The sequence below is a fragment of the Endozoicomonas sp. 8E genome, from assembly GCF_032883915.1.
Lineage (GTDB): Bacteria > Pseudomonadota > Gammaproteobacteria > Pseudomonadales > Endozoicomonadaceae > Endozoicomonas_A.
Map to the genome: position 1 here is coordinate 3,475,184 of NZ_CP120717.1, position 25,227 is coordinate 3,500,410.

The window sequence follows — 25,227 nt, forward strand, 5'->3', positions numbered from 1 at the left end:
TCTCTGGATTAGTTTATCAGTATACTGTTCGAAATTAATCGACAGTATTAGCACTCCATGACAGGCTCAATGGCTCAGGGTGAAGAAAAAGAGCGCTTCGATCACAAGGCTTTTCTAAAACAGGCGCCCAAACAACCGGGTGTCTATGACATGCGGGACAATCTCGGGAATACTCTCTATATCGGTAAGGCGAAAAATCTCAAAAATCGTCTTTCCAGTTACTTTCGTCCTACTGGTTTGACCACCAAAACCATGGCACTGGTCAGCAAGATACACACTATAGAGGTTACCATTACCAACTCCGAGTTGGAGGCTCTGCTACTGGAGCAAAACCTCATCAAAGACCGGAAGCCGCCTTACAATATCCTTCTCAGAGACGATAAGTCCTATCCTTTTATTTATCTTTCTTTAGAAGATGAGTACCCTCGCATTGGCTATCAGAGAGGTCGGAGTAAAAGCAAGAAAGGCTTGTTTTTCGGTCCTTATCCCAGCGGCGGTGCCGTGCGGGAAAGTCTGAATCTACTGCAAAAGGTGTTTAAAGTCAGGCAGTGCGAGAACAGTTATTTTCGCAATAGAAGCCGCCCCTGTCTCCAGCATCAGATTCAACGCTGTAAGGCTCCGTGTGTGAATCTGGTCAGGCCGGAAGAATATCAGCAAGATGTGCAGGATACTCGTCAGTTTCTGGAAGGAAAGAGCCAACAACTCATCCGTAAACTGATCAAGAGAATGGAGAACGAGTCCGAAGCGTTAAGGTTTGAAGAGGCGGCTGAAATTCGGGATCAGATCAGCCAGCTCAGACATGTCCAGGAGCAGCAGTCGGTGAATCGCAGCACCGGCGATGCTGACGTAGTCGGTTACAGTAATCAGATGGGTAAGGTCTGTTTTGCGGTGCTTTTTTTCCGCAATGGTCAGCTATTGGGTCACAAGAGCTATTTCCCGAACTTCAGACTGGATCATCAGCCGGAAGATCACCTGTCAGAATTTCTGGCCCAATTTTATATCAAGCTCGCTAATAGTCGCAATTTTCCCTCTGAGATTATTCTGCCTATTGCCATGGAGGATCAGCAGGTGCTTGAGCAGGGAATCAGTCAGTTGTCGGGTAAAAGTGTCAAAATCAAGCATCGGGTGAGGGGAGAGCGACAGGACTGGTTGAAGCTGGCAGAGAAAAATGCACAGATGAGCCTTCAGTCTGAGCTGGCCGGTAAAACTCACCAACGCAAGCGCACGGAACAACTGGGTAAGTTGCTGAAGCTGAAAGAACCTTTAACGCGGTTTGAATGTTTTGATATCAGTCATACCATGGGAGAAGCAACTGTTGCCTCCTGTGTTGTTTTTAATCAGGATGGGCCTGATAAAAGCCAGTACCGGCGTTTCGACATAACAGGCATCGAGCCCGGTGATGATTATGCAGCTATGAAGAAAGCCTTGCATAAGCGTTACAAAGGCTTGGCCGAGCATCCAGAGAATACGCCTGATCTGATATTGATTGATGGTGGTAAGGGGCAGCTGAGCATGGCAGAGGAAGTTATGTACGATCTGTCTCTGCAACATATTCCCTTATTGGGAGTCGCTAAAGGGGTTTCCAGAAAACCAGGTCTTGAAACACTGATCTATAAGGGCAGGGAGCTACCTGCGCTGGAAAAAGATGGCGCGCTGCTTCTGATTCAACATATACGGGACGAGTCGCACAGGTTTGCTATCACCGGCCACCGGCAGAAGCGCAGTGTTGCCAGAAAACGCTCAACGCTGGAAGATATTCCGGGTATTGGTGCCAAACGTCGTTCTGCATTGCTCAAGTTCTTCGGAGGGCGTCATGGCGTAATGAACGCACCAGTCGATGAGTTGGCAAAAGTCGAGGGGATCAGTCAGAACCTGGCAGAGCAAATACATGCTCATTTGCATGGTTCCTAGAATTCAGGCCGAAATTGACAGGATTCGGGTTTGTACTCTGTCTCATGACTGTGTAACTTATGCGGTTGTAAATACTTTCAACGACAGTCTGTGGAGTCTCCATTTGTACCAGAACTTCGAGGTTGAATGGGGGGCTCTCATAAAAAAATCGCAGCACTGTTTTCAGATCATGGTTAGTTATCTGTTGCTATGAATATTCCAAATACTCTGACAATGCTACGCGTTGTTCTGGTTCCTTTTCTGGTCTTGATTTTCTACCTGCCCATTGAGATGCGTTACACCCTTTGTGCCGGCATCTTTGCAGTAGCTGCTGTCACTGACTGGTTTGACGGATATCTTGCCAGGCGCTGGAATCAGACCACCTCCTTCGGGGCTTTTTTTGATCCGGTAGCAGACAAAATCATGGTTGCAACAGCGTTGTGTCTGTTGGTCGACGAATTCAGGGCAGCCTGGATAACCATACCCGCTATTATCATTATCGGTCGGGAAATCGTTATTTCTGCTCTGCGTGAATGGATGGCCGAAATAGGAAAGCGTACCAGTGTGGCGGTGAATATGATCGGAAAATTTAAAACGGCCGGGCAAATGATGGCCATTACCTTGTTACTGCTTGCCCCTGCTCCCCTGGAATCCATGATTGGTTATATTGGTTTGGCACTGCTTTACATTTCTGCGATCCTGACACTCTGGTCCATGTACGTATACCTTCATGCGGCATGGCCTGATCTGACACCATTCTCTAAGGCTGAAAGCTAATTCGTTGCTCCAATCTATTGACAGCAGACGAAATATTCTTAAACTACGCAGCATCTTCGACGGACACGAAGCTCAAGCGCTTCAGGTACTGACGAATATAAATGCGGGAATAGCTCAGTGGGTAGAGCACAACCTTTCCCAAGGTTGGGGTCGCCTCAGAGTTAAAGAGTGAGTCTCGTTTCCTGCTCCGGACTTTGAAGAAGTCCTAAAACATCTTTATTGCGGGAATAGCTCAGTTGGTAGAGCACAACCTTGCCAAGGTTGGGGTCGCCCAGAGTTAAAGAGTGAGTCTCGTTTTCCGCTCCGGACTTTGAAGAAGTCCTAAAACATCTTTATTGCGGGAATAGCTCAGTTGGTAGAGCACAACCTTGCCAAGGTTGGGGTCGCCCAGAGTTAAAGAGTGAGTCTCGTTTTCCGCTCCGGACTTTGAAGAAGTCCTAAAACATCTTTATTGCGGGAATAGCTCAGTTGGTAGAGCACAACCTTGCCAAGGTTGGGGTCGCCCAGAGTTAAAGAGTGAGTCTCGTTTTCCGCTCCGGACTTTGAAGAAGTCCTAAAACATCTTTATTGCGGGAATAGCTCAGTTGGTAGAGCACAACCTTGCCAAGGTTGGGGTCGCGAGTTCGAGTCTCGTTTCCCGCTCCAATCTCCCAAGAGATAAAAGGCGAGTTAGCAAAGCGGTTATGCAGTGGACTGCAACTCCATTTAGACCGGTTCGACTCCGGTACTCGCCTCCACATTCGAAAAAACAGGTTAGCTAGCCTGTTTTTTTTCGGCTGGAATAGATAAGCTATTCCTGTCGCCCGGGTGGTGAAATTGGTAGACACAGCAGACTTAAAATCTGCCGATCGTTAAGATCGTGCCGGTTCGATTCCGGCTCCGGGCACCAATCACAAAGGTCATTGTTTATTCAATGGCCTTTTTTTGTGCCTGTTTTAAAGCGTTAGCCCTTGCGAATCCTGTCTTTCGAGCAAAATTTACAACCTTCAAAATTTTTATTTCTCACTATTTTTTACCTCGTTTCACTGTGTTTTTCGTTCAAAAATTATCACTCTTCGATCACTCGATTTACCACTAAATTGATCAGAATCATAGGGATCAGCCTGTCCATACCAAGCCGCTGACGCCACTCTTTCAAACAACGCAGATAGTCTTGAATGTTCATTTTCGGGACGGGTAAAAAACCCGAACATAAGGGTTGGGCAAGGTTCTGGCTTTCACAAAATAAAAGCCCAGCCAGCAAAGCCGTTGGCTCAGGTGTCCGTCAGGGTGACGATCCCGAAACCGGCGATAAACACGAATCGCCATCCAGCCCAGAAATATGCCAGAAGCAGCTGGTCAAACCAGACACCCCAGATCAGACCTACCGCTACGGGGTAGATTTCATCCAGAGACCAGAACAGGAACTGGATGGGGTCGTTGATGGTGCGGGGGATTTCCATGATGCTTTCGACTCATTTACCGCCTATACTCTGTAAGACATATTCTTACAGGAGGTGCAATATGGCTCGAACATTAACCATCAGCCTTGGAGAAGAACTTCAGGGCTATGCTCAACAGTTGGTCGATTCCGGTGCGTACTCATCCGTCAGTGAAGTGGTGCGCGAGGCGTTAAGAAACCTGAGAGAACAGAAAGCTTCGTCAAACCTGGAGCAATTGAGGGCAATGATTGACGAAGGTGACAACAGTGGTGAACCGGTTGATCTTGAAGTTGAAAAGTTCCTTTCCCAAATGAAAAAACGGTAACCCTTATGCCCCCATACAAGCAGTACTTGTTCAAGCCCCGTGCACGACAGGATTTGGAAGGCATATATGACTATACCGTTAGTGAGTTTGGAGAAGAACAAGCTGATCTGTATATCCGAAATCTTTTTGATACCTTTCAACGACTGGCCGAAACACGGGGCTTTGCTCGATGCCGGGATGACCTCAGAAAAGGGCTCAAATCATACCCTGTGAAGGCCCATATCGTTTTCTTCAGAGAAACGGTGAATGGCGCATTAATTGTCAGAGTGCTTCACCAATCGATGGATTTTCAATCACAAAAATACTGATCGATTCTTGGAAATGCTCACTGCTGTCGAAGATTTATAGATTTGGTGTTTTGATAGTGATTGAGTTCTGATGGAGTAATGCTGTCGTATCGGGTTTCCAATTGTTTTCGACTGTCTTCCCGGTGCTGGTCGAAATCCAGCCTTGACCCTTTGCCCGTCAGAGTTTCCAGATTCAACTGTTTCAATGTGTCAGCATTCAACTCTGGCAGTTTGTTTTGCAATTTTAATAATGCCAGCCACTCGCTAAGGTCAATCTGGTTCCAGTTCACAGCTTGCAGAGTTTCAGGCGTTATACCCTGGCAATCGGGATGTTCGGCAGAGCCCCATCCAGTGTTCAGCTGCTTCCTGATCTGCACTTGCAAGATGCGGGAAAGCGTTGAACTGAAACAGCAATAGCTTTTGTACTCCATGCTGCTCAATCCCAAAAACTTGCTTTCTCTGTAACTGCCGACTTTATGGCAGGTTTTTCAAATTCTTCGGTTTCACATTTGTTGGTGATCTGAATAATCAGTTTGGTCATGGTGTATGCTGTGTAGATCATGGTGACTGCACTGATCGCTGAGGGTGATGGCCGGGTTCATAATCAGGGTTTGATGGCTCAGCTGACCGCCCTGGGAAGCCAGGTTGTCACCCACCGTTTGGAACAGCAGATTGGTGGCATCCTCGCCCAGAATTTTATGGACGACTTCCGCCATCTTTCGCATTAGCTGTTGCTGCATATTTCCGAGCATTGCGTCTTGAGTGCACTGTGAAAACCCACGTCCTATGGACGTGCTTATGAATGGTTGGCTTCGCCTGTCATGAACTACCCGTACGACAAAGATCGCCTATACAACCAAGGTTCAGTGATGAACAGAAAGCCTGTTGTGAACTGGTCCGGATGATTGCAGCATCAGGTATTAATGTTCGGGACTATCTGGGGCAGGAGCATACTATCACTACAGCGACTGACAACAGAGATCTGGTAGGTCAGCTTCAGCAGTTCGTGGGTGCCGATGGTCGGCTTACGCCCATTGTAAAAAGCACCGAGCTGAAACTGAATGTTGAAGGACTTAAGGCTATTGAAGTGGTTGACACACCGGGAATGAATGACCCGATTATCTCCCGTGGTCGCCGCACTCAGGAATTTATCGGCCAAGTTGAAAATGATGATATCGCCCGACTCCGACAGGTGCAAGGGCGTATTGTTGGTGTGCTAGTCAATGAGATGGCTGCGGAAGTGGATGCCAGTGTGACTGAAATCCTGGGCCGTTTATCTGCCGAGAAAGATCAGTTTATTCCGGAATTAACCCAGGATCTGAACGCTCAGGTCGAGCAGCTGAGTCAGGATCTTCAGAACAGCGAGCAGAAAATGGGCGAGTATAACCAAGTGCTGGAGTTAGTTTCTGAGGATCTTGAAAAGCTGGCAGTATGAAGAGCGTTTTTTTCCATTTGCCTTTTGTCCCGTAGCTATATTTTTGAACAAGCAGACTCAAGGTAGGAGAATATGAGCGCTCAGTGTGGAGAAGCGTACCGGTTTGGCTCCGAACAAAAGAACCATTAAATGTGGGTATTCAATTTCAGCAGTCAAACCCGTAGACGTTTTCGATATATGGCACAGTGATTGGCATTAATCGAACCCAAGGCCAGAACAAAAGCCATCCCAGCTTCGGCTCCGAGCTCCATGCTGAGGAGTTGCGCTGTTTTTAAGGGGGCGCTTTGATAGATGCTGCTCTGACTTCGGGAGATTCCTTTTGAAATCACTTAGGCTGTATTTATATACAGTACCTTTTGTATCGCCTATTTTAATAAATAAACTATGATATAGTTACTGTAATAAATATTACGGTAACATTTCATGAGATTCTATAACCGAGAAGACGAGCTTGAACAGCTCCAGGAGTGGAGTGAACAAGCCTCTAAAGGAACGGCCCACCTGACGACCGTAGTAGGAATGCGCCGGGTAGGTAAAACCGCTCTGCTAAATAAAACCTTTCCTCAGAACACGGCTGCTGCAGCTTCTATCTATTTGTTTGTATCCAGAAAACAGGAGTCATTGCTGTGTGAAGAGTTTGTCGAACAGATCAGAACGGTTTTAAATATTCCCATATTTGGTCAGCCTGCACGTCTTCGGGAAGTCATGGAAATCCTGTTGCAGTTCAGCATCACGACGCCGGTTACCGTCATACTGGATGAATTTCAGGATATCCAGCGGGTTAATCGGGCGTTTTTTTCCGAACTTCAGGATTTATGGGATCGGTACAGACAACAGAGTCGTATGCACCTGGTCTGCTGTGGCTCTTTATACAGCCTTATGACCCGGTTGTTTCAGGATGGACGAGAGCCCTTGTTTGGTCGAGCCGATCATCGCATCAACCTTCAGCCGTTGCGTTGTCGCTATATCGCCCAGATGCTGAATGACCGGCAGGAGTTTACGCCTGAAAAACTTCTGCAGTGGTACATGCTCAGTGGCGGTGTTCCTAAATATCTGGAGTGGCTGTTTAATATTGATCCTGCAGAAAACCTGTGGTCGCAGCTGATTAATGAACATAGCCTGGTTATTGAAGAAGGGCATTATCGTCTGGCCGAAGAGTTTGGGCCTGAGCATGGTACCTATTTTTCCATATTGGCGGCTATCGCTTCCGGTAGTAGGAGCCGACCTGAAATAGAATCATTGCTGGGCATTTCCGTAGGGCCACAGCTTGATCGTTTGGAAAATGAATTTGATATCATCAGCCGAAACCGGCCAGTGTTGTCTAAACCGGGAACCCGGTTGATTAAATATCGCATTGCCGATGCTTTCCTGGCCTTCTGGTTTCGCTCTATTTATAAGCACCGTAGCGCAGTGGAGATTGGCAACTTTCCGTTTATCCATAAAGTCATTGAGCGTGACTACCCGACCTGGAGTGGTCACTGGCTGGAAGAAATCGTCAGGGAAGTCATTGCTGAAACAGGCGAGTACAATATCGTTGGCAGTTACTGGGAGAGAGGGAACCAGAATGAAATTGATCTTGTCGCGATCAATGAACTGGATAAAAAAGTCCTGATTGCTGAAATCAAGCGTAACCCGAAAAATATCCGAAAAACGCATTTACAGGAAAAAGCCACCAAGTTGGTGCAGCAACTGAAGGGATATGATATTGAGTACAGGGGCTTTGCTCTGGACGATTTGGCAGATTGGTTTTGACAGGATGGCTCTGCCATGCCGCTTCTGTCCGACGGGTCAACAGGCGACGCTACGCGCATGAAAAGGTTTTTTCCCTACCAAGTCCCGTGAAATTCGCGCAGGGCGTGATTGAAAAATCATAGTGTTAATGCTGGACAGCCATATATGAAGGACTTTCTCTTCCACCCATGGGTCTTTCAGAATCCGTTTCTGGTAATCGTACTGGAGTCGATGTATGAGCAATATTTTCAAATGAGAGCCTAATTCATTAGCCATATCGCCCATGCGTAGCTCCATTGCCCTTCCACTTTAGGCAGATAACAGAATGGAAACAGAATCAATTACCACTTGCATGGGTTCATCGCCCCTTAACTGACTTGCCTGAACCTTGTGTAATTTGTTGTCGGTTTTTTTTCCCCGAATGCTTTTCTTTCCGCCACTGTTCAGCCTGTTTTCTAAAGGCTTCCCAGACAGGGTGACCCAGTCGCCCAAAAAGACGGCTGCCTTCTATCTCGTAACATTTGTCGGCAAAGGCCGGGTCGATGGTGTAATAACCCTGTTCCCCCGGCAGCCCAGCATTAAACCGCCACAGTTTCTGTTCCAGCATTTTCTGAATCATGGGGGATAACAGGATATTAAGCGCATGGGTATCGGGAGTTTTTGGAAAGGTTGCTCCAGAGCTTTGACTCAGGGGTAGGGCAGCCAAGTCAGTAATGTGTCGAGCCGGGGGGCAAAACGGCATTATCCATGGCTGAAGAGTTTCAACAGGGCAGAAACAGGGTAGTCTTTCATTCCTGATCATCCTCCGCTTTGCTGATTTTATTTTTTTGCTTTTCCAGTTGTTTAACGCTGGTTTCCGGTGTGGGCAGGTCTTCAGGCATGGTGCCACCCAGCTCATCAATGGTTTGGCGTACTTTGGCGCCGACCTGATGATGGGTCTGGTTGGCCTGGGTTTTGCCCTGCACCTGATCACGGCGCAACTTTTCTTCGGTCTGGGTAGCCCGGAACAGGTTGGCGGCCAGTTCGGTCGAGCCCATAAAATCGAGAATTTTGTGGCTTTTTTTCAGCCCTTTGCGCTGGTGGATATCTTTGGCATCCAGCCCGCCATAAAGCCCTCGGTAACCGTGGTTCTGGAAAATGGCAAAATCCATATTGCTGGTGACACCCGCATCGGCGGCAGCGTCCACCAACTGTTTATTATGCTCTTTCATCTCTTCCCGAAGCAGCAGACGTTTTTCATCTTCCTTCAGCTGCTTGAAAGCCTGATCATCAGCCAGCTCCTGACGGCGGGTTTGCAGGGCAAAGTAGGTCTGACCATTGGCGATCACTGGCTTGGACGGGTCGCCGTTCTGAACCACCAGATAACAGGCGTAGCGGGACAGGCGCACGTCGGGCAGTTTGCGTTTGGCGCCGGAGCCGATCGGGACCATTTCGTGGACCTCCACGAAATGGTTTGAAATAGCCTGATCGCTGTTAGTGCAGGCCTCGGCGGCTTTCGCTATGACAGGCTGAAAGTTTCGATATTCAGAATATCCCAGTACTTTGCTTAATTGTCTGGCAGACCAGAATGCCTGGCCGTGATCATTCACCTGCCTGATCGATTCAAAGCTCTGATGATCTGTGTTCATTGATTTATCCATGCTCTGTCTCTACCTGTATAAAAAAACAGTTATTATATAGCACACCCTGCCAGTTCTGGCTTCTGATCCTATTGCGCAGCTGCGTAATAGGGTCGAGAATGAGGTCGGTTTAATGTCATTCCAGCAACCGCTTTTTTAGCAGGCTCTGTAAATACTGCTGTGCCCAGCGGGTGAGGTGGACAGTGTAAGACGGACTTTCTGTTGCCCCGGACAGTTCAGGTTTGCTCATTAATTACCGCTCGCCAGAGTCTATCTGTTGTTTAAGCCGATTGAAAAACGCTTCAGCGGGTTCGATATCGCCCTGTTCGATCTGTTGCTGACCAGTGGCCAGGATTTTCAGCAAAGCCAGTCACTCCTGCTGTTGCTGGTAGCTGTCGGCATCAAGAATGACGGCGCTGGCCTCGCCGTTCTGGGTAATCACCATGGGCTGGCGGTTTTCCCGGATTTCGTTAATCACCGCTGAGGTGTTTCTTTTCAGATAGCTGATCGGTTTGATTTGGTCCATACGCATGGTGTCCTCCTGATGAAAGTCTTATAAAGTGCCTTTTAAGGTTCTTTATTATTGGCCTTAAGAGGCGCTTTGTAGCAATGGCGGATTGACTGATCCGTCGCTTCTTCCAGCAGTGGTTCCAGCTGGTCAATATCTGGGAACAGGGGTTCGCTTGCGCCATCAAAGCCATCGGTTTTCAGGTGTTCCAACAGAGTGCGGTTGTCGGTTTCGCTGGATTCGGCTTGGATTAGCTGTTGTTCGGTGAGTTGGCCTTCGATCGCCAGAGTTATGAAAGCATCCGAGTATGGAACTTATTGGTATTCTGTATATCTAATCGCTATACTTTTATGTAAGTCTGATAGATATACAGGAGGCGAATATGGCTAAAACAGTCCCCATCAACATGCGTGTAGAACCCGAACAACAGGCTCTGCTGACTATGGCAGCTTCTGTTCTGAAGAAAGACAGATCCGCTTTTATACTTGACGTTGCATGCAGGGAAGCGATGAATGTCTTGCTGGATCAAAGAGTATTCAATCTTGATGAAGCACAGGCTAAAGCCTTCGAAGAGGCTCTGGAAGCACCCGTTCCAGAAAACAGCAAACTCAAAAAGCTATTGGCGGAGCCTGCACCGTGGGAATAATCAAGGCACCAGAATTACTGACTGCTGAACATAATACGGATGACTTTGATTGTGGGCATGTTGTATTAAACCACTGGCTGAAAAAAACAGCTCTGAAAAACCAGTCAGCCAACGCCAGCCGAACCTTTGTTGTGAACAAAGGCAATATTGTTATAGGGTACTATGCTCTCTCCAGCGGCAGTGTCGAGCGAATGCAGGCTCCGAAAGCAATGGCCCGCAACATGCCTGATCCGGTTCCTGTGACCGTATTGGGACGGCTCGCCGTTGACAATCATCATCGGGGGCTGCGAATTGGCTCAGGATTACTGAAGGACGCCATGCTTCGTACACTGGTTGTCTCCGGTCACATTGGTGTTAAAGCCATGCTGGTTCATGCGATTTCGGATGAAGCGAAACAATTTTATCTCCAGTATGGATTTAAGGAGTCACCATTCAACCCAATGACGCTATTGCTTCCTGTCAAACAGATTGCTGACTTATTTCCTCAATGATCTCTGGCTTCGTAACGTAAAGCGTCAGCTTTCGTGTTCTGATATCTGTTTAACTGGCTGGAAGTAATGTCCCGGTAACGGGCTTTCAGTCGTTTGAGGCTATTTTCTCTTCGTTCATCAAAGTCCAGCCTTGAACCCTTGCCCGTTAGAGTTTCCAGATTTGCCCGCCCTGATTTATTCAGCCTTTAACTCTGTGACATAAGACAGAATTTTGCTGCGCAACCAGCAGTTGGTTTTGCTATTGCGCAGTCGGCTATGGGCCAGTAATTTGTAGTTAATGGGCAAAGAACGAAACGGTATTTTCATCACCTGTAAACCAAATTGTTGAGAAAATATCTTCGCCAGACTGCTGCTCATAGTGCCGATACTTTCACTACTGGCTACCAGAGCCATTAACGCAAGCAGGGAGTCGCACTCAGCCATAACCTTTCTTGGTTGCAGGGGCTCTTCTGTAAAAGAGTCTGCCAAAAATGTATTTTCACGCCTCAGTTTCAACGTTATATGTTTTTCCTGATAAAACTGCTCAGCCGAGACGCTTCCCTGGATTCTCGGGTGGGATTGGCTGGCAATCAGGCAGATCTGGTCAGTAAACAAAGGCTGGGAAAAATAAGATAAGGTCGAGACATGAGCAAAATCTATTGCTAAATCCGCCTGCCGTAAATTGAGCTTATCAAGTAACTCTTCCTCAGTGGTCGGTGTTGGGTAAAGCACTATTTCCCGGTTTTCCAATGTTAAGTCAGCTTCAATCTTTGGAAGCAGTACCAGCATTACGGGCTCTGGGGTATACACGACGAACCGGCGCTTTCCGTGATGGCTGAGTCCCTGCATATCACTCAGAGTATTGTTTATAGTTTCCAGGGCGGGCTCAATCTGGCGGGCTATTTCGTGGGCAAAATCCGTTGGCGCAATGCCCCGGCCATCACGAACAAACAGGGTATCTCCCAATTGGTTTTGCATTCTCTTTAATGCGCCACTCACGCCGGGTTGGGTTAGCTCCATAACCTCAGCCGCTACTGTGATTGATTGATGGTGATAGACCGCCAGAAAAACTCGCAGGAGATTAAGGTCGAACTTTGATGCTTTCATCAATACATAACCAGCAGTGATGATTAAACTAAAGAATGCCAAATATATCATTATGAATTAAGCCATTAAAGTGATCGGGTCTTCAGTTCAACCGTGAATAAGGACTACTATGAAACCGACACAGACTCTCTCAGCCATTACCATTGCTATTCTTGCGTCGTTTAATGCAAGTGCTGAATATACCAGCCTCGAGGACTATCAGGGCAAACCTGCCACTGCCCATACTCAACGAGCAAACCAGAATCTGGCAAAAAACCTGCCATGGAAAGATGTATCCGCTTTTGAACGTACCCGCAAAGGGCTGATTGCAGAATTTGGCAATCATGCTGCGGGAGAGCTGAAAAATCGTTTTCAGTACATGACGGATATGTCGATTGACGAAATACCTGCCACGGTCAATCCGTCTATCTGGCGTCAGGGTATGCTGAATTATACGGCCGGCGGCTTGTATCAGGTGACGGATGGTGTCTATCAGATTCGCGGGGCTGATCTATCCAATATGACCATTTATCGCTCCGAAAACGGCTATGTCATTCACGATCCGCTGTTGTCCCGGGAAACAGCCGCAGCTGCCTGGGATTTTGCCAAAACACACCTGCCTGAAATCAATGGTGAGCATAAAATTACTGGAATGATCTACTCCCATATGCATGCTGATCACTTTGGTGGTTCCAGGGGTGTCTATGAGTCCGGCAACTTCGCCGAAGGTGCGCAAATCTACGCACCAAAGGATTTCATCAAAGAGCTGGCTGACGAAAATGTCATCGCCGGTACGGCTATGGGCCGCCGGGCAAACTATCAATATGGAACAACGTTAACCAATAGTACCAAAGGCATCGTTGACAATGCTCTGGGGTTGGGTACGTCGAGGGGCGAGGTCACTCTTGTGGCGCCTACGACAGAAATTACGTCACGTGAAAAAGTGATCAATATTGATGGTCTGGAGTTTTACGCCATAAATATGCCGGGCGCTGAAGCACCCGCGGAAATGGTGCTCTATGTTCCGCAATATCGCTCACTCAATACCGCTGAACTCACTTATGACGGCATGCATAATATCTACACTTTCCGGGGAGCAAAAGTTCGTGATGCACTGGTCTGGACCAAGTATCTGACTGAACTGAAAATGCGTTTTGTGGATTCCGGAATGGTTGACAGTATTCACGCTGCACACTCAGCACCGGTTTGGAATGATCTAGCCACTGAAAACAACGAAATTGCCGAGTATATGACCCTGCAACGGGATAACTATGGCTTTATTCACAATCAGGCCATGCGCCTGGCCAACCATGGCACCACTATTAACGACGTAGGTCGTGAAATTGAGAAGTTGGTGCCAGAGGTTCAAAAACAGACCTGGCACACCAATGGCTACCACGGTTCATACAGTCACAACGCCCGCGCGGTGGTCAATTTATATCTCGGTTATCACGATATGAACCCGGTAAACACCAACCCGCTTGAAACCAGAGACAAGTCTTGTGTTTATGTCGAGGCAGCGGGTGCAGAGGCACTCTATAGAGCAGGAGTTTCAAACTTCAATAACGGGCAATATCAAGAAGCATCCCAGCTGTTCAATGATCTGGTGCAATGTCACCCGGATAACCTGGATTATCGCTATGCACTGGCTGACAGCTTTGAGCAACAGGGTTATCAGTCAGAAACCATGGCGTGGCGCAACTCCTACCTGCAAGGTGCAGTGGAGTTAAGAACCGGAGAGATCAAACCATCCATTAAGCTGGCTTCTGCCGATGTTATTGCTAATACGCCAACAGGCATGTTTCTCGACTTTCTGGCGGTTCGCCTGAATGCCGAAAAAGCGGAGCAGGCGGGTTTAGACTTTAGTTTTGGCCTTTACCACCCGGACTTGGAGCAGCGTTTCTTTGGTGAAGTTTCAAACGCCAATATGAGTAATATAGAAGTGGAAACACTGCCGGAAACGGATGTTGAACTGGTCATTGAAAAAACTGACCTGACAAAAATGGCGCTGGGTCAAACTTCCCTCCAAGCCCTCCTGAAATCCGGTGATGCTGAGATCAAAGGCAACGCAGAGCTGATAGAAAAGCTGTCAGCAACTCTGGATAACTTTGACGGAATGTTTGAGATCATTCCAATGCCTGCCAGCTAATTACTTTTTTGAATCATTTTTTGGTTGAGATGAACGACAGAAGTCATCTCAACCTTTTTTCTACATACAAACTTTATCCGGATCCTTTAGTGAAAAAAATCCTCCACACGCATTTGCCGCGGCTTGTGCTGCATTGACTATGACATGTGTGTTTGTCTTGGCAGAAGAGCTGCAGGATATGTCGATCCTCTGGTGGTCTACACACTGCCTGGTGCTGGCATCACCAATAATGGATTGAATGCCAAGTCAGGCAAAACCTACAATACTGGTAATGACGACACCATGGCCATAGCGGTGTTTGAAATCAGGGGCATCATAAGTGATACCCTGGGCTGGGATAGTAAGGGTACAGACAGCGTTGGCAGAATTTGGCTGCGTAACTTTGGCGTTGATCTGACCTATGGACGCGGCTCTCAGCTGGACATAGACTACAACTTTCATACCGAAGAGGGTCGGGTTTCCTAGGCTTTATTCAGGCTCTGCCAAAAATGGGTGTCCTTATGCTCTTTAAAGCCCTCAGCCAATTCTTGCTTACTGGAACGATAAGCGACTGTTGGAGCACACATCGCTTCGGTGATTGACCCGATTATGGCTATTGTCCCGTCACGACAAGAGAACAATCCGATAGTTGATATGCAGCGTCTGATCATTTACGAACGACCCGATACCGGGTACTGCGCCCACCCCCCGGCAATTTCTCAATACACCCTTTATACAATAAATCAGACAGATGTCGGGTAGCTGTGGCCTTGCTGACTTTTGCTACCTTCTGGTATTGCGATGCACTGATCCCGGATTCAAAGCCCTTCTCTCCTCCATCGAGCAGCCGGTTAAGCACTTTGATTTGCTCATTGGAAAGCCCTGTATCATGAAATGCCTGCCAGAACCGCGTTTTGTTAAGTGTACGGTCAATCTTTCTCAAGGAGGCTTTGATCGTTTCATCGAGCATCTGCAAAAACCAGAGTAGCCAGTGGGTGATGTCCACCTCCCCTCGCTGGGATTGTTCCAGAATCTGATAATAGGCTTTGCGATTATCCAGAATCGCGCTGGACACGGCGCAGAGCCGGATGCTTTGGGCATCGGCTTGTGCCAGGGCCAGGTCGGTAATAGCCCGGGTTAATCGCCCATTACCATCATCAAAAGGGTGTAGAGTCACAAACCAGAAATGACTGATGGCAGCACGAAGCAGGGGATCGCACTTTGGATCGTTTCTGCTCTGGTTAAACCAATCAAAGAATCGCTCCAGCTCTGATGTCAATACACTTCTTGGCGGTGCTTCAAAATGAACGGTGGGCCGATCAATACGTCCGGACACCACCTGCATGGGTTCATCGCCCCTTAACTGACCTGCCTGAACCTTGTGAAAGGTAAACTCCGTATTGGGAAACAGACAGCGGTGCCATTGGCAAAGACGATCCAGGCTGAGTGGGGCATCCAGGTTAGAGATCGCATCCAGCATCATTTCTGCCAACCCTTCAGTTCGCTCGGAAGTCGGGTAGGCAGCGTTATCAGTGCCTTCGAGATTCAGGCGTTTCGCCAGTGATGACCGGACAGACTGGACATTAAGGCGTTCACCTTCGATGGCAGAAGAGGTGATGATGTTTTCCAGCAGGGTGTCCAGTGCAGAGGCTTCTGCTTTATCACACTGGGTAGCGCTGGCTTTTCCTAAAAGGACTCCCAGGCTGAAGCGAACTTCTCTGAGCAGAGGTAATACAGCCTCTTCTTGCCAGTGAAACTGGGGCCAGTCTTTGTTTTGCCAGATCCACAGTGTTGGTGAACAATCGGTCATGTAAGAGTTTACCCAAAATAGTGAGCCGATTGTAAATCTTAATCAGCGCAAATTATGAGCTAAATAATAGTATTAATTGGCTCAAACAACAAGATTACGGGGTACAATCAAAACTACTGAACACAACATCAGTCACAACTCATTCTGTAAATCTGTATAAATGGATTGTTCAGATATACTGAAAGGTCCCGTCAGAAACTATGGGAATAACGATTATTAACTCAGACCACAATCAGGAAATCACTTGAATGCGAACATCACAATCAAATCCTTTACTCATTGATAGCGTTTCTATTCCTGGAGGTGGAATTCTGGGCATGGCCATTGCACCCGGTAAAAAGGGGCAGTCAATGGTTGCAGAGGACTGGAACCGGGATCTGCCTACAGACATTGCCACTATAAAAAAATGGGGTGCAGTGCTGGTGATTTCTCTGATTGAAGAACATGAGTTCCACATGCTGGGTATCAGTGAGCTTGAAGATGAGGTTAACAAAGCAGGTATGAAGTGGCTGCATTTGCCGATAAAAGATTTCTCCATTCCTGATGCCCGATTTGAACAACAGTGGCAGCAGTCTGTTAATACGATTTATCGTTACCTGGATCAGGGGAAGAAAGTATTGGTTCATTGCCGTGGAGGGCTTGGACGCACAGGATTGTTGGTTGCCAGACTGCTAATGGACTATGGGGCATCGTGTGATGAGGCTATTACAAATGTACGAGAAGCCCGGATCGGAGCCATAGAAACCAGGGAGCAGGAAGATTACGTGCGATCTATGCCCTCAGGCAATCACCCTGTCACCAGTAAAGCAAAAAAAGTTTAACAAGCCGCACAAGAAAACACTGTCTCATTCAATGCTTTCTGGTGCGGCCTGAAATCGCTGCGACCACGATGTTTCTCTTTACGGTTGTAGCGGTTTTTCAGCTCTTCCCGACGTTGGCGGAACATAGGGTCTTGCATCAGTTTCAGCACCGCCGAAGGCGAGCGTTTACGAGCGTTTTTTTGCTTTTTCATTGTTCAGTCTCCCTGTGGTTAGTATATTTTCAGTCCAGCCTTGAGTGTTGCCTTTATCGTAATAATATACGTTGTGTACTGCAAACGTGGATTCATGGTTTCAGGGTCGCAGGTTTCAATCACTCGGTCATTCCAGGCCATTACTACTTCTCCTTTACCTAGCCTTTCACATTGACGATCTGTCGCAGTGTACACACGACCTCAACCAGATCGTTCTGCAGGCTCATGACCTTATCGATATTTTTGTAAGCAGCGGGAATTTCATCCAGTACGCCTTTGTCCTTTCTGCACTCTATGCCCTGTGTCTGATCTTCAAGATCACGAACAGAGAAGGCTTTTTTGGCAGCGGTACGGGACATGCTCCGGCCAGCCCCATGAGCGCAGCTGCAAAATGCTTCGGGATTGCCTCTGCCACGGATAATGTAAGACCTGGCCCCCATAGAGCCGGGTATAATGCCCAGTTCGTTCTTTCTGGCCCGGATGGCTCCTTTACGAGTTACCCAGACTTGCTGGCCATCATGTAGCTCCTGCTCAACAAAGTTGTGGTGGCAGTTAATGGCTTCATTGATGACGGTGAACGGTTTCAGATGCTGGTGCAATACGTTAAGAATACTGTTCATCATGTGCTCCCGGTTCAGCAGGGCGTAGTTTTGTGCCCATACCACGGCTTCAACGTAATCATCAAAGTGGTCCGAGCCTTCCTTCAGGTAGCCGAGGTCTCTGTCGGGCAGATGAATCTGCTGCCTTTCCATGTCTTTTCGAGCCAGATGAATAAAGTACTGACCTATCTGGTTACCAATGCCCCGGCTTCCGGAATGCAGCATTATCCATACGTTGTCTTGTTCATCCAGGCACAGTTCAATAAAGTGGTTGCCAGAACCCAGGCTGCCCATCTGACGAACAAACTTGTCCCGATTGCCTCTATGGACAATATCCGGATGCTTTTCCAGAATACGTTGTAAGCCACGAGCAACCGATGAATCTCCGGCTAGTTGTGCTTCTTTATGCTGTCCGCCGGCTCCAAGGGGAATAACCTTTTCAATATCATGCCGAATGGCCAGAAGGCTGTCCGGCAGATCAGAGGCTTTCAGTGATAACTGAACTGCATTCATACCACAACCTATATCGACGCCAACTGCTGCAGGAATAATGGCTTCTGTGGTAGCAATAACAGACCCTATTGTTGCACCTTTGCCCAGATGGATATCAGGCATGCCAGCCACATGTTTGTGAATAAAGGGCAGGCTGGCGACTTTACGCATCTGCTCAAGTGCCTGTGGGCTGACTTCATCCGTCCAAATCTTAACTGGCTTTCGGCTATCAGTTCCCTCTAATAAAGTAATCACCGGCATAATGTAGCACCTCTCTCATTTTTTTCAGCGGTATGGTCCAAAATTTTGTGGAACAGGTGATTGATGGGCTCAAATGCTCCTACAGTCCTTTGCTGGCTGCCCTTGAAGGCTTCCAGCGCAGAGAGTTGTGACTCTATGAATTCATGCAGTGCCGGGATAGCCTGAATGGTTTTCGTTTCGCCACTACTGCGTTTAAGTATAAGGCGTTTATTCTAAACAGCTACAACGTCAAAATGTGATCGAAGTTTGCCGAAAAAGCTGATCCATGGCTGAAGCGGGAAAAACCTTGTTCAATGTGAGCCGTCAGAGCAAATCGAGCCAGAATGACTCTCATCGATTGCGACATTATTTGCAGAAATCTGGATTAAGTTTTCAAGGTATTCAGGGAGCAGAAAACTGATACCTTGCGAGATCAAATATTCGATTGAGTTTGCGCTTTTGTCTGTTTGCGCCAAGTATACAGGGTTGCATCAGTAATGCCGGTTTCTCTTTTGAGCTGAGCCACGGAAACATTACTGGGTAGTATCACCTTCTGGATAATGGATTCTTCCATTTTTTGTAGTGGCGAGCCACAACAGCCTCTTTTTATCGGCTCTCACTTATTGAAAGTCATGTATTAAAAGAGACGATATCTATCCTGACGTAGGGGGTTACCTATATGTCATTTATTTATGAAGCCAAGATATTATCCTACCGTTTTAGAGTATTAGTTACGCTAACTTTCATATTTTTAGATGTATGCCCCAGCTCTATGGCGGGGACAGATCTGATGCCTCCCCCACCCACGATATCCTCATCAGGAGGAGCAAGCGGCGGCGATGGTCGTAACCCCTATAACTGGCAGAAACGCTGGGTGAAAATTGGGGAACAAACATTTTTTGTACATGCCGAAGATGAAGAGCTCCTTCAGCTGCTTTCAGAACAACTTGAGCAGATGCGAAATGCAGGGATGCTTATCCCCTTTAGCATTATTTGGGGAGCCAATCTCTATCCTGGTGAATGGATACCGCAAGCAATAAGAAGGCTGATGGTACACTATCCAAATGGCGTTACTATTTTTTCAGCCAGTGCCTGTTTTGCCGGAATGATAGCTTATTGCAGATATAATGGAATCAGTGGCGCGTTAAGTCCAATGCTAAAAGGTGCAGGTTCGGCCACTTTTTCACATATGATGTTTTTTGTAAATCTATGCCCTTCTTACTTGCAGCGACCATTAATAGTGGGTTCTATAGGTGCGTCTGTCGCTAATACGTTTTGCAGAAATGCCATTGCTTATCATCGTTCAATATTAAAAGCACGCAGGACGACAGTTATAAATCCTCAAGTTGTTTTTCTGGCAGTAGAGCAAGGTCAATTTCAAATGTTGAATTCTGATGAAGATGTAATTTTACAAGCACAAGCAATAAAGCCGGATGATGAGAACGATATTGATGATGCATTACATACTCGTACCCAAACCTTAATAGCAAGACCCATAATTTATTTGAGACAAATGTATCATTGGCTTATGTCCTTTTTTTACCGTCATCGATAATTGATGTTTCAAGGAACATAACCGCCTGCTTCAGCCGAGCGCTGGCAGGCGACTAAAAGTCATGCACGACCACCACTGTGTAACTTATGAGAAAATTCTATCCATAACACGATAGGATCAATGGATACACCGGAATATCCGTTGCTGTTATATCAAACAGTGGCGCAAACCGGAAACCCGTTATAGAAATCTGATCAAGCCGGGCTTTGATCCTATCAAAGCGGCTTCGATGGCAGCCAGTAGCAAAGGGAATTACCGGTTGAGCAAAACTTTTGCAGTGCAGCAGGGCATTGGACGACATTTTTCTTGCAAACCCCGGGCTTGTTTCTCTGAAAGACTTACGGATCAGGTTTCATCGTCCTCGGTGAAACGTCCGGTGCGGACCAACACGCCGGGGTGATGTGGCTCCTGGAGACCTGCGTAAACCCGATTTATGTTGCATTTGTAGACTATCTTTTTGAACTTATAGTATGAAAGCTTGAGGTGAGGTCGTTATGCACTATTTTGGGCTGGTTTTTCTGATTGTTTACTCTGGTTGCATTTTTGCATTAGATAGGCAAAAGCGATACACAGAACCCACTGAAGTTGTTGCACCTGGTTTGCTGCCTTGGGTTGTTAAAATGACAGATGCTAGTGGCACTTTCACTGGAGTATTGATTTCAGATAGACATATAGTAACGGTTGCTCACGCGTTAGATACTTTTTCTGATACTGACTGCCTTAAGGCTCATTTTAAAAATGCTTTGGCTCCATTCTCGGTTAGAGCAAGCAGATATATATTACACTCGAAATTTGATTCTTCACGAATTATTTATAATTATGACTTTGCGATCATTGAACTGGATCAAAAAATATCTCTGGATGAGAAAGGTATAAAGCTACCCTTAATCGATAATAAAACATATTTAACAAATGATTTATATAAAATTAATCCCATTTACGCTGTTGCTTATTCAGATCATGATGCCTTGGAGAAAGTGATTCTGACATGGTTATCAGTCAAAAATTCTGTTTATGAGTTAAATTATGCTGGTTATGGAGAAGATGGCAATTCGGGAGGGCCTCTGTTCTACAGCATGAACGATACTGCATATTTATTAGGATTACTTGACGCAAGCTCTGGCGTGGCTGGTGGCGTAATTATCTTCGAAGCCCTATCAAAATATCTTGATTTTATCGAAGATAATACCAGTTTAAAAAAGTCTCAAAAAGATAATTGGAAGGACGTTATTTGTATTTTTGATATTACTGTTGGCATTGGAGCTGGTGTTGTTGGCACTCTTCTTGGAATAACAGCCATTTTATGTGTAAGTAAAAAACTCAAAGAAACCCGCTTGACAGGAGAAGCAATATAATTGGGATAGGGTAGAGTCTCACAACTCTGCACCTCACTGACCAGGATCAATGCAGATTACCCAGGGATTATGAGGGTGTCGCAAAACTCTCTCCAGCGTGGGAACGAGTTGACTCCCGTCATTCCCGACTTCATTCTCGTCATTCCCGGCTTCATTCTCGTCGTTCCCGGCTTCATTCTCGGCATTCCCGACTTCATTCTCGTCATTCCCGCGAAGGCGGGAATCCACACTGACTCACCACCAGAACCGTACTGCCCGGCGTCCCCCGGCCTTGTCATCCCCGAGAAGGCAGAGATCCACCGTTGGCGATGGATTCCCGCCTTCGCGGGAATGACGACCTCAGAGCATGGGAACGAGCTGTTGGAGTTTTGCGACACCCTCTTCAGGGCGGGGTTCAGTGACAAGAAGTGATTATCCAGTGACAGCAGACAATAAATGATTCCTTCGCAGTTCAGTGATTTTCACCATGCCATACTCGCTGGAGGTAATCACCTGGCTGCCATCAGCGCTAAAGGTGGCCGATGAGAGCCAGTCATCATCGACAATGGTGGCTTTTTCTGACCATGACCCATCATCTTGCTGGCCAATGATTTTCGCTGTTTTATCAATGCTGGCAGTCACAAGATGGCGGCCATCGGGGCTGAAGTTGGCTGATATGACGGAACTCTTATGGGAAAAGATGGCTTTTACTTTCCACGAGCCATTGGCTTTTCTGCGGTAAATTTTTACTTTGTAATCGTAGCCGACAGTCACCAGATGGTGGTTATCGGTGCTGAATCTGGCTGATTTGACCGAGTGTTGAATGGTGGTATTTTTTTTCCATGATCCATTGGCCTTCTTGCCATAGATTTTCGCCTTCCGATCAAGAGTGTTGGTGATCAGATTGCCAGTGTCGGCGCTGAAGATGGCTGACAAGACGTTACTAACATGGGTAATGGTATCTTTTTCTTCCCATGATCCATCGTACTTTTGGCTATAGATTGTCACCGTGTTATCAGAGGCGGTTAATACATGGCAGCCATCGATGCTGAAAATGGCATCATAGAAAAAAGACTGATTGGGAAGGGTGGCCGTTAGCTCCCATGATCCATCGTTCTTTCGACTATGGATTTTAGCTGTATCATCCCAACTGGAGGTCAGGACATTTCGACCATTGCTGCTGAAGCTAGCTGATTTGACGATACCATTATGGTGAATGAGGGTGTTTGGCTTCCATGATTCATCACAACTCAGATCATATATCTTCGCCGTACCATCCGAACTGGCGGTGACTAGATGATGACCATCGGGGCTGAAAATTGCTGATTTGATCCGTCCTTCATGGGGAATGGTGGTTTTTTTTTCCCATGTTCCATCAGGCTTATGGCCGAAGATTTTTGCCGTATTGTCTCCATTGGCGGTCACCAGATAGCGGCTATCGGCACTGAGTGCGGCCGAGTAGACTACATTGATGCTTTCAATTCGGATGAGATCGTCAATGTTGGCTTTAGTAACCAATTCAAAGGTATCACATTCAGACATCAGCTTTGCCTTGGTGAAAAATAACAGACCAGGTAAATAAACACTCGTCGGCCGACGATCTGCGAGTGAATCGGCTAACGCTTTATTATTCGAAAATAACTCAAACCATGCCCGGAGTTGATCCTTGTTTTTTGTACTGATGGTCATCCTTAGTTGATGCTGATGTGCTGAAGTAAACTGACGATACCAGGCTTTTGCCAGAGCATTGTCTTGTTTGATAAGGTCGCGAAGACGGGTAGATACCTTTTGTAAACTGCGTATATCCCGAAGTTTCAAATGACAAAAAATCATGGAAAGTGTATCTGAGGCCAAATCCTGTAACGAAAGTTTTTGCTTTTCTTTCTTGTCAGCTATTGTGATAGACCTACCCTGATGGTTACCCGTTAATGCCAGCGCTCTGACTCTAGCTCGTGTCAGTGGAGGTTCAAAACCGGAATTATTGATTTCATGCATGTCTGGATCCTGCAGTGCTGGTGTTTATTCCCGATCATCAGGGAGGTTTAAAAATTATTTAGTTAGTCAGAGACATTTCCAGAATGAAAGTTCATAACAGGCTGGTTAGTGAAACTAACAAAATGACTTTCGGTGCATGCAGGATCTTGTCACAGAGATAGTTGTCACAGAGATAGTTGTCACAGAGATAGTCACTCACTGACAGCAGACAATAAATGATTCCTTCGCAGTTCAGTGATTTTCACTATGCCATCCTCGCTGGAGGTGATCACCTGGCTGCCGTCGGCGCTAAAGGTGGCCGATGAGAGCCAGTCATTATGAACAATGGTGGCTTTTTCTGACCATGAACCATCATCCTGCTGACCAATGATTTTCGCCGTTTTGTCCCGGCTGGCAGTCACCAGATGGCGGCCATCAGGGCTGAAGGTGGCGGATGAGACCCAATCCTTATGGGAAAAGGTGGCTTTTTCTTTCCACGAGCCATTGGCTTTTCTGCCGTAAATTTTCACTATGCCACGGTCGCCGGTAGTCACTAGATGTCGGCTGTCGGGGCTGAAGGTGGCCGAGTTGACAGGTTCCCCTTGAGTGAAGGCACTTTCTTCCCATGATCCATCGGCCCTCTTGCCATAGATTTTCGCCCTGCCATCCACACCGGCAGTGGCCACATAGCTACTATCGGCGCTGAAGGTGGCTGAAATGACAAAACCAGTATGGGGAATGATATCTTTTTTTTCCCATGATCCATCGTCCTTCTGGCTATAGATTTTCAGTGTATTATCCAGACTGGCGGTTAACACATAGCGGCCATCGGTGCTGAAAGTGGCTGATTCGAGAGATCTGTAATGGGTAAGGATGGCTGATAACACCCATGATCCATCATCCTTCTGGCTATGGATTTTCGCTGTCTTATCCAAACTGGCGGTCAGTACATGTCGACCATCGGTGCTGAAGGTGGCTGATTTGATGACCCCATTATGAATAATGGTGGTTTTTGGTTCCCGTGGTTCATCACACTCCAGATCATATATCTTCGCTCTGCAATTACTACTGACGGTTACCAGATGGTGACTATCGGGGCTGAAAATCGCTGATTTGACCGATCCTTCATGAGGAATGGTTGTTTTTATTTCCCATGATCCATCAGGCTTGTGGTCGTAGATTTTTGCCGTTCGGTCCCCATTGGCGGTGACCAGGTAACGGCCATTAGCACTGAGCGCTGCTGAGTTGACTTTATTGAGGAGTCTCACACCGATTTGATCTTCAGCGTTGAGGTGGGCTGAGTTGGCTTTATAAGTTTTGTCAATCGTGGCTTTAGTGATTAATTCAAATGTTTCACATTTAGACATCAGCTCAGCCCTGGTGAAAAATAACAGCGCAGGTGAATAAACACCCCCGGGCCGGCGATCTATGAGCGCATTGACTAACGCCTGATCATTGGAAAACGGCTCAAACCACGCACGGAGTTGATGCTCATTTTTTATAGCCATGGCCATCCTCAGTTGCTCCTGGTGCGGTGAAGAAAACTGGCGATACCAGCCTTTTGCCAGAGCGTTATCTTGTTTGATAAGGTCGCGAAGACGGGTAGATACCATTTTTAAACTGCGAATATCCCGAAGGTTCAAATGGCAAAAAATCATGGAAAGTGTATCTGAGGCTAAATCTTGCAATGAAAGTTTTTGCTTTTCTTTCTTGTCAGCAACAGAGACGGACCTGCCTGCATTGTTACCCGTTAGTGCCAGCGCTCTGGCTCGAGCTCGCGTCAGTGGTGGCTCGTAACCGGAACTATTGATTCCATGCATGTCTGGATCCTGCAAAACTGGTGTTTATTTCTGATCACCAGGGAGGGTTAAAAATTATTTAGTTAGTC

At 46.9% G+C, this 25,227-nt stretch carries 27 protein-coding genes, 7 tRNA genes and 2 pseudogenes; 21 read left to right on the forward strand and 15 right to left on the reverse strand.

Going from position 1 to position 25,227, the window contains the following annotated elements:
• Positions 1 to 57: 57 nt before the first annotated feature.
• From uvrC to P6910_RS11495, 9 genes are all read left to right on the forward strand, one after another.
• Positions 58 to 1,911 carry an excinuclease ABC subunit UvrC gene (gene uvrC, locus P6910_RS11455; RefSeq protein ID WP_317146376.1) on the forward strand — a complete coding sequence of 618 codons (1,854 nt, stop codon included), beginning with the start codon at positions 58 to 60 and terminating at the stop codon, positions 1,909 to 1,911.
• Positions 1,912 to 2,100: 189 nt separating this feature from the next.
• Complete coding sequence (gene pgsA / locus P6910_RS11460) at positions 2,101 to 2,667, forward strand: CDP-diacylglycerol--glycerol-3-phosphate 3-phosphatidyltransferase (protein WP_317146377.1); 567 nt, start codon at positions 2,101 to 2,103, stop codon at positions 2,665 to 2,667.
• A gap of 103 nt (positions 2,668 to 2,770) precedes the next feature.
• Positions 2,771 to 2,854: transfer RNA gene (locus tag P6910_RS11465), tRNA-Gly, on the forward strand.
• 34 nt (positions 2,855 to 2,888) lie between these two features.
• A tRNA-Gly gene (locus tag P6910_RS11470) sits at positions 2,889 to 2,970 on the forward strand.
• Between the two features lie 34 nt (positions 2,971 to 3,004).
• Positions 3,005 to 3,086, forward strand: a tRNA-Gly gene (locus P6910_RS11475).
• Between the two features lie 34 nt (positions 3,087 to 3,120).
• Positions 3,121 to 3,202, forward strand: a tRNA-Gly gene (locus P6910_RS11480).
• A 34-nt stretch (positions 3,203 to 3,236) separates the two neighbouring features.
• A tRNA-Gly gene (locus P6910_RS11485) sits at positions 3,237 to 3,312 on the forward strand.
• An 18-nt stretch (positions 3,313 to 3,330) separates the two neighbouring features.
• Positions 3,331 to 3,404, forward strand: a tRNA-Cys gene (locus tag P6910_RS11490).
• Positions 3,405 to 3,468: 64 nt separating this feature from the next.
• Positions 3,469 to 3,556: transfer RNA gene (locus tag P6910_RS11495), tRNA-Leu, on the forward strand.
• Between the two features lie 272 nt (positions 3,557 to 3,828).
• On the opposite strand, the pseudogene P6910_RS11500 reads toward P6910_RS11495, so the two are convergent.
• Positions 3,829 to 4,109, reverse strand: a pseudogene (locus P6910_RS11500) (type IV conjugative transfer system protein TraL).
• 61 nt (positions 4,110 to 4,170) lie between these two features.
• Here P6910_RS11500 and P6910_RS11505 point away from each other — a divergent pair.
• Entirely contained in the window at positions 4,171 to 4,413 is a 243-nt protein-coding gene (locus P6910_RS11505) for a type II toxin-antitoxin system ParD family antitoxin (RefSeq protein ID WP_317146379.1), read from the forward strand.
• 5 nt (positions 4,414 to 4,418) lie between these two features.
• A complete protein-coding gene (locus P6910_RS11510; RefSeq protein WP_317146380.1) occupies positions 4,419 to 4,721 on the forward strand; it encodes a type II toxin-antitoxin system RelE/ParE family toxin in 303 nt (100 codons plus the stop codon).
• Between the two features lie 17 nt (positions 4,722 to 4,738).
• On the opposite strand, the pseudogene traN reads toward P6910_RS11510, so the two are convergent.
• Positions 4,739 to 5,176, reverse strand: a pseudogene (gene traN / locus P6910_RS11515) (conjugal transfer protein TraN); the annotation flags it as partial.
• 27 nt (positions 5,177 to 5,203) lie between these two features.
• Positions 5,204 to 5,425: a hypothetical protein gene (locus tag P6910_RS11520; protein WP_317146381.1), complete on the reverse strand. Its 222-nt coding sequence runs from the start codon at positions 5,423 to 5,425 to the stop codon at positions 5,204 to 5,206.
• A 77-nt stretch (positions 5,426 to 5,502) separates the two neighbouring features.
• On the opposite strand from P6910_RS11520, the gene P6910_RS11525 reads away from it, so the two are divergent.
• Both P6910_RS11525 and P6910_RS11530 read left to right on the forward strand, forming a co-directional pair.
• Positions 5,503 to 6,135, forward strand: a complete 633-nt coding sequence (locus tag P6910_RS11525; RefSeq protein ID WP_317146382.1) for a hypothetical protein — start codon at positions 5,503 to 5,505, stop codon at positions 6,133 to 6,135.
• Positions 6,136 to 6,558: 423 nt separating this feature from the next.
• The gene (locus P6910_RS11530; protein WP_317146383.1) at positions 6,559 to 7,887 is read left to right on the forward strand and encodes an ATP-binding protein; all 1,329 of its coding nucleotides are present in this window, start codon (positions 6,559 to 6,561) and stop codon (positions 7,885 to 7,887) included.
• Between the two features lie 337 nt (positions 7,888 to 8,224).
• Here the strand turns inward: P6910_RS11530 and P6910_RS11535 are convergent, their stop codons facing one another.
• From P6910_RS11535 to P6910_RS11550, 4 genes are all read right to left on the reverse strand, one after another.
• Positions 8,225 to 8,668 carry a hypothetical protein gene (locus tag P6910_RS11535; protein WP_317146384.1) on the reverse strand — a complete coding sequence of 148 codons (444 nt, stop codon included), beginning with the start codon at positions 8,666 to 8,668 and terminating at the stop codon, positions 8,225 to 8,227.
• Complete coding sequence (dinD, locus tag P6910_RS11540; protein ID WP_317146385.1) at positions 8,655 to 9,506, reverse strand: DNA damage-inducible protein D; 852 nt, start codon at positions 9,504 to 9,506, stop codon at positions 8,655 to 8,657. Before dinD ends, P6910_RS11535 begins: the two co-directional genes overlap by 14 nt.
• 349 nt (positions 9,507 to 9,855) lie before the next feature.
• A complete protein-coding gene (locus tag P6910_RS11545; RefSeq protein ID WP_317146386.1) occupies positions 9,856 to 10,017 on the reverse strand; it encodes a type II toxin-antitoxin system Phd/YefM family antitoxin in 162 nt (53 codons plus the stop codon).
• A 35-nt stretch (positions 10,018 to 10,052) separates the two neighbouring features.
• Positions 10,053 to 10,205, reverse strand: a complete 153-nt coding sequence (locus P6910_RS11550; RefSeq protein WP_317146387.1) for a hypothetical protein — start codon at positions 10,203 to 10,205, stop codon at positions 10,053 to 10,055.
• A 170-nt stretch (positions 10,206 to 10,375) separates the two neighbouring features.
• Between P6910_RS11550 and P6910_RS11555 the strand changes: the two genes are divergently transcribed.
• Together P6910_RS11555 and P6910_RS11560 are read left to right on the forward strand one after the other, a co-directional pair.
• A complete protein-coding gene (locus P6910_RS11555; protein ID WP_317146388.1) occupies positions 10,376 to 10,639 on the forward strand; it encodes a DUF1778 domain-containing protein in 264 nt (87 codons plus the stop codon).
• On the forward strand, positions 10,630 to 11,130 hold the full coding sequence (locus tag P6910_RS11560) for a GNAT family N-acetyltransferase (RefSeq protein WP_317146389.1): 501 nt from the start codon (positions 10,630 to 10,632) through the stop codon (positions 11,128 to 11,130). Before P6910_RS11555 ends, P6910_RS11560 begins: the two co-directional genes overlap by 10 nt.
• 174 nt (positions 11,131 to 11,304) lie before the next feature.
• Here the strand turns inward: P6910_RS11560 and P6910_RS11565 are convergent, their stop codons facing one another.
• On the reverse strand, positions 11,305 to 12,216 hold the full coding sequence (locus tag P6910_RS11565) for a LysR family transcriptional regulator (protein ID WP_317146390.1): 912 nt from the start codon (positions 12,214 to 12,216) through the stop codon (positions 11,305 to 11,307).
• A 109-nt stretch (positions 12,217 to 12,325) separates the two neighbouring features.
• Between P6910_RS11565 and P6910_RS11570 the strand changes: the two genes are divergently transcribed.
• Positions 12,326 to 14,344: an alkyl/aryl-sulfatase gene (locus P6910_RS11570; protein WP_317146391.1), complete on the forward strand. Its 2,019-nt coding sequence runs from the start codon at positions 12,326 to 12,328 to the stop codon at positions 14,342 to 14,344.
• Between the two features lie 144 nt (positions 14,345 to 14,488).
• Entirely contained in the window at positions 14,489 to 14,809 is a 321-nt protein-coding gene (locus P6910_RS11575; protein ID WP_317146392.1) for a hypothetical protein, read from the forward strand.
• A 181-nt stretch (positions 14,810 to 14,990) separates the two neighbouring features.
• Here P6910_RS11575 and P6910_RS11580 read toward each other — a convergent pair whose 3' ends face one another.
• Positions 14,991 to 16,133: a Fic family protein gene (locus tag P6910_RS11580; protein WP_317146393.1), complete on the reverse strand. Its 1,143-nt coding sequence runs from the start codon at positions 16,131 to 16,133 to the stop codon at positions 14,991 to 14,993.
• A gap of 248 nt (positions 16,134 to 16,381) precedes the next feature.
• Here P6910_RS11580 and P6910_RS11585 point away from each other — a divergent pair, with 248 nt between their 5' ends.
• Positions 16,382 to 16,954, forward strand: coding sequence for a cyclin-dependent kinase inhibitor 3 family protein (locus P6910_RS11585; protein ID WP_317146394.1), 573 nt, complete (start codon positions 16,382 to 16,384; stop codon positions 16,952 to 16,954).
• Here P6910_RS11585 and P6910_RS11590 read toward each other — a convergent pair.
• The 4 genes from P6910_RS11590 to P6910_RS11605 all read right to left on the reverse strand — a co-directional run bounded on the left by P6910_RS11590 (position 16,951) and on the right by P6910_RS11605 (position 18,843).
• The gene (locus P6910_RS11590) at positions 16,951 to 17,145 is read right to left on the reverse strand and encodes a hypothetical protein (RefSeq protein WP_317146395.1); all 195 of its coding nucleotides are present in this window, start codon (positions 17,143 to 17,145) and stop codon (positions 16,951 to 16,953) included. The two genes, P6910_RS11585 and P6910_RS11590, sit on opposite strands and share 4 nt — an antisense overlap.
• Before the next feature lie 18 nt (positions 17,146 to 17,163).
• Entirely contained in the window at positions 17,164 to 17,286 is a 123-nt protein-coding gene (locus P6910_RS11595) for a hypothetical protein (RefSeq protein ID WP_317146396.1), read from the reverse strand.
• A 17-nt stretch (positions 17,287 to 17,303) separates the two neighbouring features.
• Positions 17,304 to 18,497 carry an RtcB family protein gene (locus tag P6910_RS11600; RefSeq protein ID WP_317146397.1) on the reverse strand — a complete coding sequence of 398 codons (1,194 nt, stop codon included), beginning with the start codon at positions 18,495 to 18,497 and terminating at the stop codon, positions 17,304 to 17,306.
• Positions 18,498 to 18,717: 220 nt separating this feature from the next.
• On the reverse strand, positions 18,718 to 18,843 hold the full coding sequence (locus P6910_RS11605; RefSeq protein WP_317146398.1) for a hypothetical protein: 126 nt from the start codon (positions 18,841 to 18,843) through the stop codon (positions 18,718 to 18,720).
• Positions 18,844 to 19,155: 312 nt separating this feature from the next.
• Between P6910_RS11605 and P6910_RS11610 the strand changes: the two genes are divergently transcribed.
• From P6910_RS11610 to P6910_RS11620, 3 genes are all read left to right on the forward strand, one after another.
• Entirely contained in the window at positions 19,156 to 20,031 is an 876-nt protein-coding gene (locus P6910_RS11610) for a hypothetical protein (protein ID WP_317146399.1), read from the forward strand.
• 494 nt (positions 20,032 to 20,525) lie between these two features.
• Complete coding sequence (locus P6910_RS11615) at positions 20,526 to 21,386, forward strand: trypsin-like serine protease (RefSeq protein WP_317146400.1); 861 nt, start codon at positions 20,526 to 20,528, stop codon at positions 21,384 to 21,386.
• Positions 21,387 to 21,461: 75 nt separating this feature from the next.
• Complete coding sequence (locus P6910_RS11620) at positions 21,462 to 21,797, forward strand: hypothetical protein (RefSeq protein ID WP_317146401.1); 336 nt, start codon at positions 21,462 to 21,464, stop codon at positions 21,795 to 21,797.
• Here the strand turns inward: P6910_RS11620 and P6910_RS11625 are convergent, their stop codons facing one another.
• Together P6910_RS11625 and P6910_RS11630 are read right to left on the reverse strand one after the other, a co-directional pair.
• The gene (locus P6910_RS11625) at positions 21,798 to 23,360 is read right to left on the reverse strand and encodes an F-box/WD repeat-containing protein (protein ID WP_317146402.1); all 1,563 of its coding nucleotides are present in this window, start codon (positions 23,358 to 23,360) and stop codon (positions 21,798 to 21,800) included. It lies immediately after the preceding gene.
• A gap of 191 nt (positions 23,361 to 23,551) precedes the next feature.
• Positions 23,552 to 25,159 carry an F-box/WD repeat-containing protein gene (locus tag P6910_RS11630; protein WP_317146403.1) on the reverse strand — a complete coding sequence of 536 codons (1,608 nt, stop codon included), beginning with the start codon at positions 25,157 to 25,159 and terminating at the stop codon, positions 23,552 to 23,554.
• Positions 25,160 to 25,227: the final 68 nt, after the last annotated feature.